At 60.1% G+C, this 15,465-nt stretch carries 17 protein-coding genes; 4 read left to right on the plus strand and 13 right to left on the minus strand.

The window, feature by feature from the left end; genetic code table 11:
• Window positions 1–26 precede the first annotated feature (26 nt).
• The 3 genes from ACXHRN_RS04300 to ACXHRN_RS04310 are packed head-to-tail and all read left to right on the plus strand — an operon-like array spanning window position 27 to window position 1,447.
• Entirely contained in the window at window positions 27–407 is a 381-nt protein-coding gene (locus ACXHRN_RS04300) for an ArsR/SmtB family transcription factor (protein ID WP_488640108.1), read from the plus strand.
• On the plus strand, window positions 394–969 hold the full coding sequence (locus ACXHRN_RS04305; protein WP_488640109.1) for an SRPBCC family protein: 576 nt from the start codon (window positions 394–396) through the stop codon (window positions 967–969). The genes ACXHRN_RS04300 and ACXHRN_RS04305 overlap by 14 nt, the downstream gene beginning before the upstream one ends.
• Window positions 970–1,003: 34 nt before the next feature.
• The gene (locus ACXHRN_RS04310) at window positions 1,004–1,447 is read left to right on the plus strand and encodes a hypothetical protein (protein ID WP_488640110.1); all 444 of its coding nucleotides are present in this window, start codon (window positions 1,004–1,006) and stop codon (window positions 1,445–1,447) included.
• Between the two features lie 9 nt (window positions 1,448–1,456).
• Here the strand turns inward: ACXHRN_RS04310 and ACXHRN_RS04315 are convergent, their stop codons facing one another.
• From ACXHRN_RS04315 to ACXHRN_RS04345, 7 genes are all read right to left on the minus strand, one after another.
• Window positions 1,457–3,100, minus strand: coding sequence for an amidohydrolase (locus ACXHRN_RS04315; RefSeq protein ID WP_488640111.1), 1,644 nt, complete (start codon window positions 3,098–3,100; stop codon window positions 1,457–1,459).
• Between the two features lie 36 nt (window positions 3,101–3,136).
• Complete coding sequence (locus ACXHRN_RS04320; protein WP_488640112.1) at window positions 3,137–3,778, minus strand: dimethylsulfonioproprionate lyase family protein; 642 nt, start codon at window positions 3,776–3,778, stop codon at window positions 3,137–3,139.
• A 12-nt stretch (window positions 3,779–3,790) separates the two neighbouring features.
• Window positions 3,791–4,630, minus strand: coding sequence for an ABC transporter permease subunit (locus tag ACXHRN_RS04325; protein WP_488640113.1), 840 nt, complete (start codon window positions 4,628–4,630; stop codon window positions 3,791–3,793).
• Window positions 4,627–5,586 (minus strand): ABC transporter permease, encoded by a 960-nt coding sequence (locus tag ACXHRN_RS04330; protein ID WP_488640114.1) that lies wholly within the window; start codon window positions 5,584–5,586, stop codon window positions 4,627–4,629. Before ACXHRN_RS04330 ends, ACXHRN_RS04325 begins: the two co-directional genes overlap by 4 nt.
• Window positions 5,587–5,588: 2 nt before the next feature.
• Window positions 5,589–6,719, minus strand: a complete 1,131-nt coding sequence (locus tag ACXHRN_RS04335; RefSeq protein WP_488640115.1) for an ABC transporter ATP-binding protein — start codon at window positions 6,717–6,719, stop codon at window positions 5,589–5,591.
• 55 nt (window positions 6,720–6,774) lie between these two features.
• The gene (locus ACXHRN_RS04340) at window positions 6,775–7,878 is read right to left on the minus strand and encodes a polyamine ABC transporter substrate-binding protein (protein WP_488640116.1); all 1,104 of its coding nucleotides are present in this window, start codon (window positions 7,876–7,878) and stop codon (window positions 6,775–6,777) included.
• Window positions 7,879–7,949: 71 nt separating this feature from the next.
• A complete protein-coding gene (locus ACXHRN_RS04345) occupies window positions 7,950–9,095 on the minus strand; it encodes an aromatic ring-hydroxylating oxygenase subunit alpha (protein ID WP_488640117.1) in 1,146 nt (381 codons plus the stop codon).
• A 242-nt stretch (window positions 9,096–9,337) separates the two neighbouring features.
• Between ACXHRN_RS04345 and ACXHRN_RS04350 the strand changes: the two genes are divergently transcribed.
• Window positions 9,338–10,063: a TetR family transcriptional regulator gene (locus ACXHRN_RS04350; RefSeq protein ID WP_488640118.1), complete on the plus strand. Its 726-nt coding sequence runs from the start codon at window positions 9,338–9,340 to the stop codon at window positions 10,061–10,063.
• Between the two features lies 1 nt (window position 10,064).
• On the opposite strand, the gene ACXHRN_RS04355 is transcribed toward ACXHRN_RS04350, so the two are convergent.
• The 6 genes from ACXHRN_RS04355 to ACXHRN_RS04380 form a co-directional block, all read right to left on the minus strand.
• Window positions 10,065–10,346, minus strand: a complete 282-nt coding sequence (locus tag ACXHRN_RS04355; RefSeq protein ID WP_488640119.1) for a hypothetical protein — start codon at window positions 10,344–10,346, stop codon at window positions 10,065–10,067.
• Between the two features lie 160 nt (window positions 10,347–10,506).
• Window positions 10,507–11,451 (minus strand): agmatinase, encoded by a 945-nt coding sequence (speB, locus tag ACXHRN_RS04360; RefSeq protein WP_488640120.1) that lies wholly within the window; start codon window positions 11,449–11,451, stop codon window positions 10,507–10,509.
• A gap of 47 nt (window positions 11,452–11,498) precedes the next feature.
• The gene (locus tag ACXHRN_RS04365; protein ID WP_488640121.1) at window positions 11,499–11,822 is read right to left on the minus strand and encodes a hypothetical protein; all 324 of its coding nucleotides are present in this window, start codon (window positions 11,820–11,822) and stop codon (window positions 11,499–11,501) included.
• A gap of 50 nt (window positions 11,823–11,872) precedes the next feature.
• Window positions 11,873–13,498 (minus strand): 5-guanidino-2-oxopentanoate decarboxylase, encoded by a 1,626-nt coding sequence (locus ACXHRN_RS04370; RefSeq protein WP_488640122.1) that lies wholly within the window; start codon window positions 13,496–13,498, stop codon window positions 11,873–11,875.
• A gap of 185 nt (window positions 13,499–13,683) precedes the next feature.
• Window positions 13,684–14,487 (minus strand): ABC transporter permease, encoded by an 804-nt coding sequence (locus ACXHRN_RS04375; RefSeq protein ID WP_488640123.1) that lies wholly within the window; start codon window positions 14,485–14,487, stop codon window positions 13,684–13,686.
• 5 nt (window positions 14,488–14,492) lie between these two features.
• Window positions 14,493–15,317, minus strand: a complete 825-nt coding sequence (locus tag ACXHRN_RS04380) for an ABC transporter permease (RefSeq protein WP_488640124.1) — start codon at window positions 15,315–15,317, stop codon at window positions 14,493–14,495.
• Window positions 15,318–15,465 lie beyond the last annotated feature (148 nt).

Here is a 15,465-nt window from a genome sequence, read left to right on the forward strand (position 1 = left end):
GTGTTTCAGTTCTGTAATTAACATTTATGTTAATTAACCAAAATGCTGATTATTCTCCGTCCCCGGATCGTTTGACGGCGATCTTCGCGGCGCTGGGCGACCCGACACGCCGTTCGATCGTCGAGCGCCTTGCCCAGGGGGAAGCGACAGTCCTGGAACTCTCCCGGCCGTTCGACATCTCGGCGCCAGCCATATCGCGGCATCTCAGGGTGCTTGAGGACGCTGGCCTGATCAGTCGGGGAAGAGAGGCGCAGACGCGACCCTGCCGACTGGAAACCGCCTCGCTCAAGGAAATTCGAGACTGGACCGTCGAGATGCGTCGATTCTGGAGCGAGAGCTTCGACAAGATGGACGAGTATCTCGCCGAGATCATGGAAGAAAGGGAGAAGGGCAATGAACATTCATAGCACATCCGACCGGGTTCTCATCCTCGAGCGCCGCTTCAACGCGCCCCGCGAACTGGTCTACTCATTCTGGACCCATCCCAAGCACCTCATCCGCTGGTGGGGTCCGCGCGGCTTCGGCCTTACCCATGCCGAGCAGGATTTTCGCGAAGGCGGCGCCTGGCGTCTGTGCATGGAAAGCGGAGATGTCGCGTGCTGGGTGTGGGGCACCTATCACGAGATATCACCGCCGGATCGGCTGGTTTTCTCCTACAGCATGGACAGCCTGCGCTACGAGACCTTGATCACGCTGGATTTCGAGGCGGATGGCGATGCAACGATCATGCGTTTTCGTCAGGCGGAGTTCCGCAGCGAGGAGGATTGCGACGGTCACCGTTGGGGCTGGAACAGCACGCTCGACATGTTCGCCGATTACGTTCTCTTCGCCCACGGTGCCGGCCTGCTGCAGCCTACGCACTATGATAAGGCCCCACGCGACGAACTTGCAGCGGACTACGCAGAGGCCGCTGCGCGGGCCAAGACCCAGCGGCTGGAAGATGCCGAGAAAGCCAAGGCCCCAGCCTAGGATATAATGACAGCAGACAGGACAGAAGCCGCCGATGACGAACGCCGAACCATACCCGTATCCAATCCATACGAACCGGGAACTTGAATTGATGTTGGCAGGGGAAAAGCCGCTTGCTGTATTCGCACATGAACGCGTGGCCGGTTTCGAAAAGTCTGATGCGCTGTCGGATCAGGACTTTGCATCACACGTTGCGAGTGGAATCATCTCCGAGCATATGAGAACTTTCGAAACTCGGCTGCCCAATGTTTCCCCTATTGATATCGACTACTATTTCTACACGTTGAAAGGCGAAGAATGGCGTGTCGAGGCTTATTGCCTGCTTTTGGGCATGCTTCGCAAAAATGGATGGTGTTCCCACCTGGAATGGCTTGAAGGAACTCTCCTCGGCTACACCGAGGAGCAGAACCGATACCACCTGTCACGAGCGTATCCAGGACATTCAGCGTCGCACTGTTCCAGCGCTGCGAGCTTTTAAGTCCGGATACTAGGAATTCAGCGTCCGGAAGCTCGGATCGCGGTGGACTTCCTTGCCGCCGAGCAAGGTCAGCAGCACCTGTGTGTCGCCGATGTCGTAGACGTCGCAGGTTGTTATGTCGCGGTCCAGCACGATCAGGTCGGCATACTTGCCGGGGGTGAGCGAACCGGTGTCGGCCGAGCGCCAGGCGGCTTGCGCTGCGTGGATCGTATAGGCCTTGATGCATTCCTCGCGCGTCATCCGCTGTTCCGGCAGGAAGACGGGGTGATCCTTCGGCTTCGAGGGTGGCTGGCGGGTGATAGCCGTTTCCATGATTTCGAACGGATTGAGGGTCGACACGCCCCAGTCGCTCGACAGCGCATAGGGCGCACCGGCATCGATGAGTGAGCGGAAGGCGTACATCCATTTGCCGCGGGCTTCGCCGACCATCGGCATCGCGACATCGGTGACCGACGGTTCGTGACGGGCCCAGAGCGGCTGGATGTTCATCATCGCGCCCAGTTCGTGGAAGCGCGGGATGTCGGCGGGGTCGATGCATTGGACATGGGCGAGCTGGTGCAGGCTCGGCCAGCGGCCGTTGACCACGCGGGCTTCTTCCAAGCCGTCCAGGGCGGCGCGAACGGCATTGTCGCCGATCACATGCACATGGATCTGGAAGCGGGCGGCATCGAAGGCGGTGAACAGGTCGAGGATCTGGGCGTGGCCGAACATCAGCGGCGCGTTGCCTCCGGGCGCATCGGAATAGTCGTCGATCATCGCGCCAGTGCGGTTTTCCAGGACGCCGTCGAGGAAGAACTTTGCCGAATGGACATGGAACATTTCCGACTGGTAGGCCGCGCGGTAGGCCGAGACACGGGCGACGGCATCAGCCGTTGCTTCATGCGGCTCGATGCGTGCGGTGGCGCAAACGCGGACGGTCAGCGCGCCGGCCTTTTCCAGTCCGTCATAGACGCGGACATGCCGGTCGGCGACTGACGCGTCTATGACACCGGTGATGCCATGGCGATTGGCCAGCGCCTGGGCAAACTTGATGCCGAAGGCAAAGTCTTCGTCGGTGGGCTGCGGCATGCGCGCATCCGCCCATTTGATCGCATCTTCATGCAGCATGCCGGTCGGCACGCCATCGGCGTCGAGCACGAAATGGCCATTCGGCGGATCAGCAATGCCCTTGACCAGCCCGACATATTCGCAGGCGAGCGAATTCAGGCAGGCATTGTGGCCATCGGATGCCAGGATGAAACTGGGACGGTCGGGAACAGCGCGGTCAAGCACATGCCGGTTGAGGTTCTCGTCGTTGAAAATGCCGGTGTACCAGCCGACACCATCGACCCATGGCCGGTTATGCGAAGCGCCGAAGGCCTGCATGGTGTCGACGATTTCATCCACGGTGCGCGCTTCGTCCAGGGCGGCATTCTGGCCGTAACCCTGACCTGAATCCTGCAAATGGATATGGGTGTCCTGGAAGCCCGGCAGAACGAGCCGTCCACCAGCATCGATGATTTCGGTGGCGGCGCCGGCGCGCGCGCAGATTTCCTCATCGGTGCCGAGCGCGATGACGCGGCCTCGCTTGATGGCGAGCGCCTCAGCCTTCGGGGTAAGTGGGTCCATGGTGACGATGTTGGCGTTGATGACGATCAGGTCGGGGGCGGGCATGCGGGAGCTCTTTCCAGTTCGGGCGGGAGGGAGGATTTAACGTTCGAGTTCGGCCCAGTCGGGCTCGATGATCATTTTGGCAGGGATGGCGACGTCGCGCGTCCAGGCGTAGATACAGAAGAATGGGACTGGACCGGACTTGAAGGCATGTGGAGCCCAGGCCTCGTTCCAGATGGGTTGATGGGCCGGCCGCCAGTCGAGCGGCGCGCCTGAGGCGAAACGCCAGCCGTTCGGGCCAGTCAGCGGCGCATAGAGTTCGGGAGCCGCATGATGATGATCGCGATAGAGCGTATCGGGCGCGACAACGAACAGCCCGACGTCGAAATCATCGGATGCCAGTTGGCCATGCTCGCCGATCAGTGAAGACGCGGCATGAGCAAGCGCGAATGTCTCACCGATTTCTTCGCGCGGATAGGGATCGTAGGCGCCCCATTCCAGATAGGGCAGGGCAGCCTCGATCGCCTCTGCGATTACGGCCTCGCCATTGTTCTTCATTGAGGCCAGGGCTGCATCGACATGGCGTACAGCCTCGATCGTGCCCGGTGCGATGTCCTGCAGCGGCGCCTTCGTCCAGCGCGCGATACCAGAGCGGACATCGGCGATGCCCGGCCCATCAAAGCGGCCGAGATAGGTGTCCAGGACATCGACGAGCGTCCTGATCGCGGTTTCGCGGGTCATTGTCATTTCCGTTTATTCATTCGCGGCGGTTGCCAGGTGGTAGTCGCGCTGCCTGCGAAGTTCCGCCCGGCTCATGATGAAACCGGCGATGGCCACGAAGAAGCCGACAATGACGATGATCAGGGTGGCAAGGGCATTGATATCAGGCGTGACGCCGAGCTTGACCTTGCTCCAGATCAGGATCGGCAGCGTAGTGGCGCCAGGCCCCGTCGTAAAGCTGGTGATGACCACGTCGTCGAGGGAAATCGTGAAGGCTAGCAGCCAACCCGACATGATGGCCGGGAAGATGATCGGCAGCGTCACGTCCTTCAGCACCTGCCACGGCTTGGAGCCGAGGTCCTGTGCCGCTTCCTCGATCGAGCCATCCATGGTGGACAGTCTTGATTGCACGATGGTGGTCACATAGGTCATCGAGAAGGTGATGTGGGCGAGAGTGACGGTGGTAAAGCCGCGCTTGCCCGGCCAGCCCAGCCATTGCGCCATCAGGATGAACAGCATCAGCATCGAGATGCCGGTGATCACTTCGGGAAGGATCAGCGGCGCGGTGACGAAGCCGGAGAACAGCGTCCTGCCCTTGAACCGGCCAAAACGCGCCAGCGCGATGCCGGCCATGGTGCCGAGGATGGTGGCGAATGTGGCGCTGACCAGCGCGATCCGCAGCGAAAGCAGCGCCGCATCGATGATCTGGTGATTGGCAAACAGCTTGCCGTACCATTGGGTGGAGAAGCCGCCCCAGACCGTCACCAGCCGCGACTTGTTGAAGGAATAGACGATCATCGAGAAGATCGGGATGTAGAAGAAGGCTAGACCCAACCAGAGGCAGGTCAGCAGGAAGACGGGCTTCTTGTTCATTTGCCCACCTCGCTTCCCGCTTGTGCGCGGGACTCGAAGTGGCTGTAGAGCATCATCGGCAGCACCAGTAGCAGAAGCAGCGCCACCGCTACGGCTGAGGCCATCGGCCAGTCGCGCGCCGAGGAGAACTCATCGGAGATGACGCGGCCGATCATCGGGTCATAGGCGTTGCCGACGAGGCTCGGGATGATCAGCTCGCCGCAGGCCGGGATGAAGACAAGCAGGCCGCCGGCTATGATGCCGGGGATCGACAGTGGCAGGGTCACGTCACGGAACACCTGCGACGGTCGCGAGCCGAGGTCCATCGCCGCCTCGTTGAGCGTCATGTCGAGCTTTTCAAGATTGGCGTAGAGCGGCAGGATCATGAACGGCAAGTAGGAATAGACCATCACCAGGACGACGGCGAAATTGGTGTTCATCATCGGGATATTGGCGATGGCCCAATCTGCCGGCACGACGGTGTTGTAGATTGAGGTCAGGCCTTTGTTGAACCAGCTGTTGGAGCCGAACAGGCCGATCCAGGCATAGACGCGCAACAGGAACGACGTCCAGAACGGCAGGATGACAAGGATGAGGAAGAAGCTTCGCCATGTGCGGCTGATGCGAGTGAGACCGAGCGCCATGGGATAGCCGATCAGCAGGCAGAGTATGGTAGCGATGCCGGCATTGTAGACCGAGATCAAATAAGCCCTGATGTAAAGCGTATCCGTGAACAGCCGCTGGTAGCCTTCGAGATCAATATAGGGCCATTGCGCCTTGTAGGCGAAAGGCGGTGAGGTCGGTGCGGTTTTGGCCAGGCTGATCGCGACGATGATCAGGAATGGCACGAAGAAGAAGAGGGTCAGCCAGAAATAGGGAGTGGCGATGATCGTCTGACGCCAGCCATGGCGATTGAACCAGTGGCGTAGGCCGGTTTCGTGCGGGATGGCGGAGGGTGCTTGCTCGATGGCCGCCATGATCAATCCTTGAGCAAGATGACGGCGGATGGGTCGAAGGACAGCCAGACCTTGTCTTCCCATTGCGCGACGCGTTCGTTTTCAGGCCGGCGGCGTGCATTGACCGAATTGACCTGCAGCACCGTGCCGGTCGCCAGCCTGATGCGATAGAGCGAATCCTTGCCGAAATAGCCGAGATCGTCGACCGTGCCCTGGACGCTGTTGCCCGGCACCTGCGGGGCTTCGCGCGAAATGAAGATCTTTTCCGGGCGGATTGCCGCCGAGATCTTCTGACCCTGGGCGATATCCTTGCCGGCGTAGCCAATGACGTCGATGCCGAGTGCTGCAACGCGCACGGTGGCAAGATTGTCGACGACCGAGATCACCTCGCCCTCGAACAGGTTGATCGAGCCGATGAAGCCGGCGACGAAGCGGCTGTTGGGATATTCGTAGACTTCGGTCGCCGTGCCGATCTGCTTGACGATGCCCTTGTCCATCACGGCGATGCGGGTCGCCAGCGTCATCGCTTCTTCCTGGTCGTGGGTGACGACGACAAAGGTGATGCCCGTCTTGTGCTGGATGTTGGCGATCTCGAACTGGGTGTGTTCGCGCAGCTTCTTGTCGAGCGCCCCCAGCGGTTCGTCGAGCAACAGAACTTTCGGGCTCTTGGCCAGCGAGCGGGCAAGCGCCACGCGTTGGCGCTGGCCGCCGGAGATCTGGTGCGGCTTGCGATGGCCGAGTTCGGAGAGCTGGACCAGATCGAGCATCTGCTTGACCCGGTCCTTGCGCTGGATATCGGTCATCTGTTCGTGCTTGAGGCCATAGGCGACGTTCTTCTCCACCGTCATGTGCGGGAAGAGCGCGTAGGACTGGAACATCATGTTGACGGGCCGCTCATAGGGCGGCACGTCGGTCATATCCTTGCCATCGATCAGGATACGGCCTTCGGTCGGCGTCTCGAACCCCGCCAGCATGCGTAGCAGCGTGGTCTTGCCGCAGCCCGAACCGCCGAGAAGGGCGAAGAGCTCGCCCTTGGCAATGTCGAGGCTGACCTCGTTAACGGCGCGGATGCCGGCAAACGATTTGGTGACCTTGTCGATTCGGACGAATTGAGAACCGGGGCTCGCATCTGGCGCAGGGCTTGTGCTTGGCATACCGGTCCTCGAAACAGAAATAACGCTCATGTCTCACCTCTGTCCTGTGGCTGGATCAGCCAGATTTCACATCTGACCAGACGCGGGTGAAAGCACGTTCCTGCTCTTCGGTCGGCGCCTTGGGCGCATAGAGGCGACCCATGGTTTCCGCATCCGGATAAACCGCCGGGTTTTTCAGCACATCGGGATTGATGAAGGGTCTCGAGGCGAGGTTGCCGTTGGCATAGTTGGTGAAGTTGGTGCACTTGGCGACGACTTCGGGGTCCATCATGTAGTTGATGAACTTGTAGGCGTTCTCCTTGTTGGCCGAGTCGCTTGTCATGCACAGGCAATCGCACCAGGCAGGAGCGCCTGTCTTCGGCACGTAATATGCGAGATTGATATCGACGCCGGCTTCCTTGGCGCGCGTCTTGGCCGTGGCGTAGTCGCCCGACCAATTGTTGATGACGCAGAGCTCCTTGTTGGGGATTGCGTTCAGGTAGTTCGAGTTGTCGAAGGTCTTGATGTATTTGCGGATCGGCTTGAAGGCGTCGGCGGCTGCCTTGTAGTCGGCTTCGGTCGCGGTGTCCGGGTTCTTTCCAAGATATCTCAGCACCATGAACAGAATGTCGGTAGGGCTGTCGAGCACGGAGATGCCGCAATCGGCGAGCTTGGCGGCATTTTCCGGCTTGAAGAGAATGTCGAGAGACTGCAGGTCGGCATTCGGCAGCCGTTCCTTGACCATATCAACATTGAAGGTCATGCCGACTGAACCCCACATATACGGCACACCATAGTTGTTGCCCGGATCCCAGCCCTCGAGAATTTTCAGGACGGCCGGGTCGAGGTTCTTCCAGTTCGGCAGCTTGGATTTGTCGAGCTTTTCGTAGACATTGGCCTTTATGAACGGAGGCAGGCTGAGGCCCGCGTGGTCCACGACGTCGTAACCGGTGGCGCCGGCCAGCATCTTGGCCTGCATTTCCTCCGCCGACGCATAGTTGTCGTAGGTGACGGCAATCCCCGTGGCGCTCTGGAAGTCCTCGATCGTCGTCTCGCCGATGTAGTCCGCCCAGTTATAGACTGCGAGCGTGCCTTCAGCGCGGGCGCGCTTGACGAAAGGGGCGGCAAGCACCGTGCCGCCTATGAGTGAAAGTGCTGTTCGTCTGGTGAGAAGTGGCATGATTTTGTTCCCTGTTTTGTTGTTTTTGTAGTCCGTCTGATATCTCGGGCGTTGCCAAGTACGCCGTCTGGCTATTTCATCTGTTCGCGAATCCAGTTCTGGAAGCGGTGGACATCGAATTCCTGTGGCATGAGCCGACCCTGGCGATATTTTGAGCTCTTGAGGCCACGCTGGTTCATTTCGCAGGCAGCGCCATCCTGGAGCATCACGATGGTGGCAAAATCGACTGTGTTGCCGAGGTCGAAGCCTGGCTGCGCCAAAGTCTCGGCGGGAAACAGCCATTCGGCTTTGAGCTCGGTGCGCTCCGGTCCAAGCGGCCTGAGCGACACGGCGCGCACATAGTCGACATGGGCAACGATGAACATGGTGGGCAGAAGCGTCACGAAGGTTTGGCCGGCGGCGCGTTCGGCGTCGCTCAGCCCTTGGAATTCCGGCCCGCAAGGCTGGCCGTTCATCGACCAGGTCGAGGCGCCTTCCTTGAGCACGTGGTCGTGGCTGTCGTTTTCCGGCGTCCAGCCGGGCGCCTCGTTGGGTGCCATGTAGCCCTTAGAATAGATGGGCACCATTTCGGAAAGTTCGGGGTGAATGCCGGGACAATGCAGGCATTCATTGTAGTTTTCCCAGAAGATCTTCCAGTTGCAGGCGAGTTCCTTGACCAGTGTATGGCCGGTGACAAGGCTTTCCATCGGCCAGTTGTCGAAAGCCCTGACGCCAAGATCGGGAGCGGTGGAAAAGTCCGATGCCTCGTCAGCGAGGCAGACGAAGATGAAGCCGTTCCAGATGTTCACGTGAACCTTGAACAGGCCATGATCCTCCTTGCGGAAATCCGGCGTCACAGAAATGAACGGGGTGCGCACCAGACGGCCGTCGAGCCCATAGCTCCACTGGTGATAGGGGCAGGAGATCAGCTTAGAAGACAGCTGTTTCTCATCGGTCAGGCAGAGTTCGGAGCCACGATGCCGGCAGGTGTTGTGGAAACACGTGACATTGTCGTCGCGATCGCGGATCAGGATGAGATTTTCGCCGGCAACGGAGATGCGCCGCATCGTCATGACAGCGAGATCGTTGAGGCGGCCGGCATAGACCCATTGGTGCGACCAGATCTTCGCCTGTTCGCGGGCAAACCATGCCGGATCGAAATAGCTTTCAGCGGGGAGGGTAGGCGGGCAATGGTCCAGAAGCGGGGAAGCTGAATGCGGCATGTGCATCTGGTTCATCGGTCTTCTCCCGGCTTAGCGCATCAGCCAAAATCGGGAAAAGCGCAGACACGCCAAGGAAGCGGCGGGCTGCTCCCAATACGTACCAAATAGCGCAAAGCGTCCCGGTGATGACATCTGCTGTTCCCGTTTCCGTTCGGTTCGCTGCACCAGTTCCATCCGAGCCTAGCAGCGTCCAACGTGATTACAAGTTCAGTTTTTTGCATTTTGACTGAACTGTCAATCAACAAAATTCGAGTTTCATGCAGATTTCTCTTTTCATCCGGCCGCCGTCCATGCAAGGGAATGAACTCAACGCAACCACAGGCTTGCCGATGTCTGCTTCGAACAAAAAACAGCTGGTTGATGCCGCGCCGCGCAAGGCGAGCCGCGAGATGCGGCGCCAGCAATTCATCGAGGCGACAATCGCGACACTTGCCCGGAATGGCTACGCGCGCACGACGCTGACGGATGTTGCGGCGACAGCGGGATTGTCGCACGGCCTGATTATCTTCCACTTCGAGAACAAGGAAAAGTTGCTAGCGGAAACGCTTGTCTATCTGGCACGGGAATACCGCGACAACTGGACGCAGGCACTCGCCGAAGCACCTAAACAGCCCGCAGCCCAGCTCGAGGCGCTCATCCGCGCGGACTTTGTGGAGTCCATCTGCAACCCGGGAAGGCTCGGCGCCTGGTCGGCGCTATGGGGCGAGATCCAGAGCCGTCCGATCTACCGTGAGTACGGGGTCAATTTCGACGTCGAATATGCGGCCACCGTCAAGGAGATCTGTGGTGAACTGATCGCTGAGGGCGACTATCCGTTCGATGTGGATGCGGTGTCGCGGGTCGTGCGCGTGTCGCTCGAGGGGCTTTGGCTGGAGCTGATGAACACGCCCGAGCCTTACCCGGTCGACCAAGCGCTCGGCGCGATGTTCCAGCTGGCCATGGCTTTCTTCCCGATGCATTTCGGCAAGGATGGCGCGCGGTAGGCTACTTCTTCTTGCCGTGATGATGGGACGGATTGACCCCGTCCGTTGAAAGCTTCATCGCATTCAACGGACGATCGTACGGCGTCGCGGGTGGCGTCTGGCAGCTTCCAAGCAGGACCGCCGTGGCGACCAGACTTGCCGCCAGGAAGGGTAGTCTCTTCACGCCAAATTCCTTGCGGTTCCTCTGGAACCGGCCGAGACTAGGGTCTGTCGAGATGATGGCGCGCGGCCCTACGCTGACCGTCGTCGGGATGCCGGTCTGGGTCCACTTCTGTGCGGCCACCCATACATGCCGAAAGCAGCACGGAGATCGCGAGCAGGCAGGAAAGCAGTCCGGGCAACGTTTTCATCTTGATTTCTCTCCACTATTTTGGTGGAGAGAATAGCGTCAAAGATTGCAGTCGGCAATCAAACTGTCGTGATCGTCCAGCGGGGACACGCAGTTACCGCTTAACGCCCGGCAATACACACAGCATCTCATAAAGCAGGTTGGCGCCGATCAGTGCCGTGTTGCCCGAGGGATCGAAAGGTGGCGAGACTTCCACGAGATCGCCGCCGACGAGATTGAGGCCGGCGCAACCGCGAATGATTTCGAGTGCCTGCCAGGTTGTCAGGCCGCCGATTTCGACAGTGCCGGTGCCGGGTGCGAAGGCCGGGTCGAGGCTGTCAATATCGTAGGTGAGATAGGTAGGTGTGTCGCCGATCTTGGCGCGAATCTCTTCCATCAGCGGCTTCATCGACTTGCCCCAGCAATCCTCCGCCTGGACAACGGTCCAGCCTTTGGTGCGGGCCCAGTTGAAGTCCTCAGGCGAGTAACCGGTGCCGCGCAAGCCGATCTGGAAGACCTTGTCGTTGTTCAAGAGGCCATCGTCATAGGCGCGACGGAACGGCGTGCCGTGGGCAATCTTCTCGCCGAACATTTCGTCGTTGATGTCAGCGTGGGCATCGACGTGGATCAGTGCTACCGGGCCATGCTTCCTGGCGATGGCGCGCAGGATCGGATAGGTCATCGTGTGGTCGCCGCCAAGGCTGAGCGGAATGCAGTCGTGCTTGAGGATCTCGTTGTAGTGAGCCGTGATGATATCGACCGACTTCTTCAAATCGAAGGTGTTGATCGGCACATCGCCGATATCGGCAACCTGAACGCTGTCGAAAGGGGCGGCACCCGTCGCCATGTTGTAGGGACGAAGCATGCGGCTTTCATCGCGGATCTGCCGCGGTCCGAGGCGCGTGCCGGGCCGGTTCGACGTACCGACATCGAGAGGAATGCCGACGAAGCACACATCGAGCCCTTCGGCGGTCGGCTGCGTCGGCAGCCGCATCATCGTGGCGGGGCCGCCGAACCGAGGCATTTCGTTACCGCCGAGCGGCTGGTTGAAGGTGGTCATGGTAAAGATCCTTCGTTTTCGACTGAGATCAGATCTCGTCTTAACTCTCAAGGGTTGGGTAGGACTTCGATAACTGTCCCCATGCCGACTAAACGAGCGCCTTCCTGTATGCGCCATTCGCGGCCGGGGTAAATCTGGTCTTTGAGGCCGGGCCAATATAGAAACTTGACCGGCAAATCCATGCTTTCACCCGGATGTAGTTCCTGGCCTTCGGGCACATCAATGGAACCCACAGTCATGTTTAGATTGTCAGCGCCGAAGAAGTTGTGGTTCGGACGATAACTTCCCTCGCGAATAGGTACGGCGCGGCCGCTCTCGGTGGTAGGTAGGAGCCGGATACTTGCGTTAACGAGAATGACTTCGTAGGCCATTTCACCAGCTCCTCAGGGATGGTCTTTTTCAATCCGAGGCACAGAAGATGCTAATCGAGCGGCCTCGCCGCTATCTTCTCCGCCTCTTTCCGCACATCCTCGCCAAACACGATCAGCGTCGGCTCCTTGCTGCGGCTTGCTGCGTCAACCATGGTGATCAGATCATCGACACTGTTGGCCGTCGCCGTCTCCCAGCCATAGGCTTCGCCGATGCCGATGAAGTTCGGGGTGTAGAGATCGACGCCGAGGGTCGGAATGTTTTTGGAGACCATGTAGGACTTGATCTCGCCATAGCCGAAATTGTTGAGCAGCATGACAATGATGGGAAGCTTGGCTTCCTTGGCCGACGCGAGTTCGGCGACGGAGAACTGGAAGCCGCCATCTCCGGCCAGAGCGATGACCGGCCGATCGGGTGCGGCAGCTTTGGCACCGATCGCAGCCGGCATGCCATAGCCCAGCGTGCCATAGCCGGTGGCGGAGTTGAAATAGGTTCCGGGCGTGGCGGAGGCATAACCGAGATTGCCGGAATAGACGAGCTGGGTGGAGTCGCCCACGAAGATCACGCCCGGTAGCCGGTCTCGGATCGCGTGCAGGATATGCAGGTCGCCGAGCATGGCAGGCGTCAGGTCGCGGTTGGGGTTTTGGGCAACGACGGCTGCGCGCGCAGCGCCATTGCGCTTGGCGGGGGTGACCGCCGATGCAAGCTGTTTGGCACTGGTCGCTGAATCACCGACAATGCCTATCTCGGGCATCACGGTGCGCATGATATGTACCGGGTCGATATCGATGCGGATCAGCTTGCCGGGAATCTTGAAGAAGCCGTCTTCGTACATGTCATAGTCGGTCGGACCGAACTCGGTGCCGATGGCCAGCACGACATCCGAGGCCTCGATGAGTTGACGGGTAGCGGAAAAGCTGGCCGACATCGACACGCCGAGCGGATGCTCGGGCGGCAGGATGCCGCGCCCGTTGGTGGTCATCGCCACGGGTGCATCGAGCTTTTCGGCGAGCGCGCGGATTTCAGACGCCGCACGGGTTGCGCCGCCGCCGGCGAGGATCACTGGAGTCTTGGCGCCATTCAGAAGCGCTGCTGCCGCAGCGATTTCTGCAGCCCCGGCGTCGGGACGGGATAGGCGCGCGACTTTCTGCGGTACCGGCAGGTGATCGGCCGATGCCAGCATCACATTGATCGGCAGTTCGATGTGAACGGGGCGGGGGCGGGCGCTATCGAACACGGCAAAAGCGCGAGCCAGTGCAGGCGCAAGTTCCTCAGGCCGGTTGACCGTGTAGCTGAAGGCCGAGACGGTGTTGACCAGCGCCTGCTGGTTTGGCAGCTCATGCAGCCAGCCTTCGCCGGAGCCCATGTGGCCGTGGCTGTTGACCGTCGAGATCACCAGCATGGGAATGCTGTCGCCATAGGCCTGGCCCATCGCCGTGACGATGTTGGTCATGCCGGGGCCGGTGATGATGAAGCAGACGCCCGGCTTGCCGGATGCGCGTGCAAAACCGTCGGCCATGAAGCCGGCGCCCTGCTCATGGCGCGGCGTGATGTGGCGGATCGACGAACCGGCGAGGCCGCGATAGAGCTCGACCGTATGGACGCCCGGAATGCCGAAGACGGTGTCGACGCCATAGGCTTCCAGCAGTTTCGTCAGATACATACCTGTGCTGATCACAGCATTCTCCCAAGTCAGATTCTTTTATTGTACAATTGTATAATTTGTTGCGGGCCGATGCGCTAGAGCATGATGCCGAAAAGTGTGCGCGGTTTTCGGGCGACATCATGCTCTACTTTCTTGAATCTAGAGCCGGATGATTTCAGGTCGATTCGACCTGAAATCATCCGGCTCTGGAGGGAATTTCACTTCTTGCCGGCAGCGAGTGCCGAGATTGCCGTCTTGCCGAGGATGACGGCAATGACGATGATGATCAGCACAACGGAAATCGCGGCGATGGCCGGGTCGATATTGTCGCGCAGGCCCATCCACATCATCCGGGGCAGGGTCACGGCATTGACCGAGGTAATGAACAGGGTGACGCCGATTTCCTCCCAGGACAGCACGAAGGCGAGGAAGAAGGCGGTCAGCACCCCGAAGCGGATGTTGGGCAGGATGACCTTGAAGACCCGCTGGAAGATGCCGGCGCCATAGCCGCGCGCGGCGAGATCGATGCGCCGGTCGACCTGCGCCAGTGCCACGGTGATCAGCACCACCGCGAAGGGCGCGATCATCACGGCATGCGCGATGGCAACGCCGATCGGCGTGTCATAACCCACCCAGTCGTTCATTTTGGACAGCGAGATCAGGAAGAAATAGAGTGTGATCGCTGAGACGACAGGCGGGGCAACCATCGGCATCAGCACCAGGCCGATGAGAATGCCGGCAAACCATGGGCGGAACATCCAGATGCCGAGGCTGAAGGCCAGCGCCAGCGCGGTGGAGATCAGGGCGCTCATGACGGCGATGCGCACCGAAAGCAGCGTCGCCGTCAGCCAGGCCGGGTTTTCAACCAGCGCCTGGTAGTGGCGCAGCGACCAATTGCCGTTCGGCATCGACAGAAAGCGGGCAGGGGTGAACGATACCGGCACCACGGCAAACAGCGGCAGCAACAGGAAGATTGCGACGAAAGCGGCGAGGACCAGGGCGAGGGTGCTTGGCTTGTACATGGCGGCTACCTCAACATGCTTTTGGGTCGGGCGTAGCGCATCAGCAGCGCCAGCAAACCGCCGACGATCACCATCATCAGCACGCTGATCGTTGCGCCAAGGCCCCAATCCGGGCTCTGGAATATGCGGAGATAGATCAGTTCCGCTGCCATCACCGAGCGGCCACCACCGAGGATCGCCGGGGTGATGAAGAAGCCGAGCGAGAAGACGAAGACCATGATCGCGGCTCCGAGAATGCCCGGACCGGTCATCGGCAGGAAGACCTGCCAGAAGATGCGGGTGCGCGAGGCACCCATGCCGCGGGCCGCCAGTAGGACGCGTTCATCCAGGCTGCGTATCGCCGATGCAATCGGGAAGACCGCGAAGGGGATGAGGAAATGGGTCATGCCGAGAATGACGCCGAACTCGTTGCGCACCAGCGTCAGCGGCTCGGTGATCACGCCGAGCTGGGTCAGCCAGGTGTTGATCAGGCCGCGATTGGAAAGCAGCGACACCCAGCCGAAGGCGCGCGTCAACACGGAAATCCAGAAGGGAATGAGGATGCAGAGTTCGGCGATCAGCCGCTGCCCCGGCGTGCCGCGCACCCAGATCAGCGAGATCGCATAGGCCATGATGACGGAAAAGACCGTGACGAAGGCGCAGATGCGGAAGGTGCGGACGAAGACGGAAATGATCAGCGGATCGGCGACTGCCCGGCCATAGTTGCCGACGCCTGGCTCGGGCAGCGTGAAGCTCCAGCTGACGACACCAAGGAACGGCACGATATAGGCGACTGCGAGAAACAGCAGCAGGGGCGCTATCAAGAGCGTGGGTTTTAGGTAGTCGCGCATGATACCGCCTCCTTTCTTGAAGATAAATTCCCCTCCCCAACCCCTCCCCACAAGGGGGAGGGGCTTAACTCGCCGATTCGCCTCGCCCTTCCATTCCATGTTGCTATTCGCGAGATGGGTGAATTGGGGTGGAAGCGTGCCGCGCATT

The organism is Shinella sp. OV683 (assembly GCF_057787725.1).

What these genes read in the sequence shown, in the direction of transcription:
- ACXHRN_RS04375 (WP_488640123.1), bottom strand. Translation starts at nt 14,487, where the DNA reads ATGTACAAGCCAAGCACCCTCGCCCTGGTCCTCGCCGCTTTCGTCGCA.
- ACXHRN_RS04350 (WP_488640118.1), top strand. Translation starts at nt 9,338, where the DNA reads ATGCAGATTTCTCTTTTCATCCGGCCGCCGTCCATGCAAGGGAATGAA.
- ACXHRN_RS04345 (WP_488640117.1), bottom strand. Translation starts at nt 9,095, where the DNA reads ATGAACCAGATGCACATGCCGCATTCAGCTTCCCCGCTTCTGGACCAT.
- ACXHRN_RS04305 (WP_488640109.1), top strand. Translation starts at nt 394, where the DNA reads ATGAACATTCATAGCACATCCGACCGGGTTCTCATCCTCGAGCGCCGC.
- ACXHRN_RS04310 (WP_488640110.1), top strand. Translation starts at nt 1,004, where the DNA reads ATGACGAACGCCGAACCATACCCGTATCCAATCCATACGAACCGGGAA.
- ACXHRN_RS04365 (WP_488640121.1), bottom strand. Translation starts at nt 11,822, where the DNA reads ATGGCCTACGAAGTCATTCTCGTTAACGCAAGTATCCGGCTCCTACCT.
- ACXHRN_RS04380 (WP_488640124.1), bottom strand. Translation starts at nt 15,317, where the DNA reads ATGCGCGACTACCTAAAACCCACGCTCTTGATAGCGCCCCTGCTGCTG.
- ACXHRN_RS04315 (WP_488640111.1), bottom strand. Translation starts at nt 3,100, where the DNA reads ATGCCCGCCCCCGACCTGATCGTCATCAACGCCAACATCGTCACCATG.
- speB (WP_488640120.1), bottom strand. Translation starts at nt 11,451, where the DNA reads ATGACCACCTTCAACCAGCCGCTCGGCGGTAACGAAATGCCTCGGTTC.
- ACXHRN_RS04300 (WP_488640108.1), top strand. Translation starts at nt 27, where the DNA reads ATGTTAATTAACCAAAATGCTGATTATTCTCCGTCCCCGGATCGTTTG.
- ACXHRN_RS04335 (WP_488640115.1), bottom strand. Translation starts at nt 6,719, where the DNA reads ATGCCAAGCACAAGCCCTGCGCCAGATGCGAGCCCCGGTTCTCAATTC.
- ACXHRN_RS04325 (WP_488640113.1), bottom strand. Translation starts at nt 4,630, where the DNA reads ATGAACAAGAAGCCCGTCTTCCTGCTGACCTGCCTCTGGTTGGGTCTA.
- ACXHRN_RS04320 (WP_488640112.1), bottom strand. Translation starts at nt 3,778, where the DNA reads ATGACCCGCGAAACCGCGATCAGGACGCTCGTCGATGTCCTGGACACC.
- ACXHRN_RS04340 (WP_488640116.1), bottom strand. Translation starts at nt 7,878, where the DNA reads ATGCCACTTCTCACCAGACGAACAGCACTTTCACTCATAGGCGGCACG.
- ACXHRN_RS04330 (WP_488640114.1), bottom strand. Translation starts at nt 5,586, where the DNA reads ATGGCGGCCATCGAGCAAGCACCCTCCGCCATCCCGCACGAAACCGGC.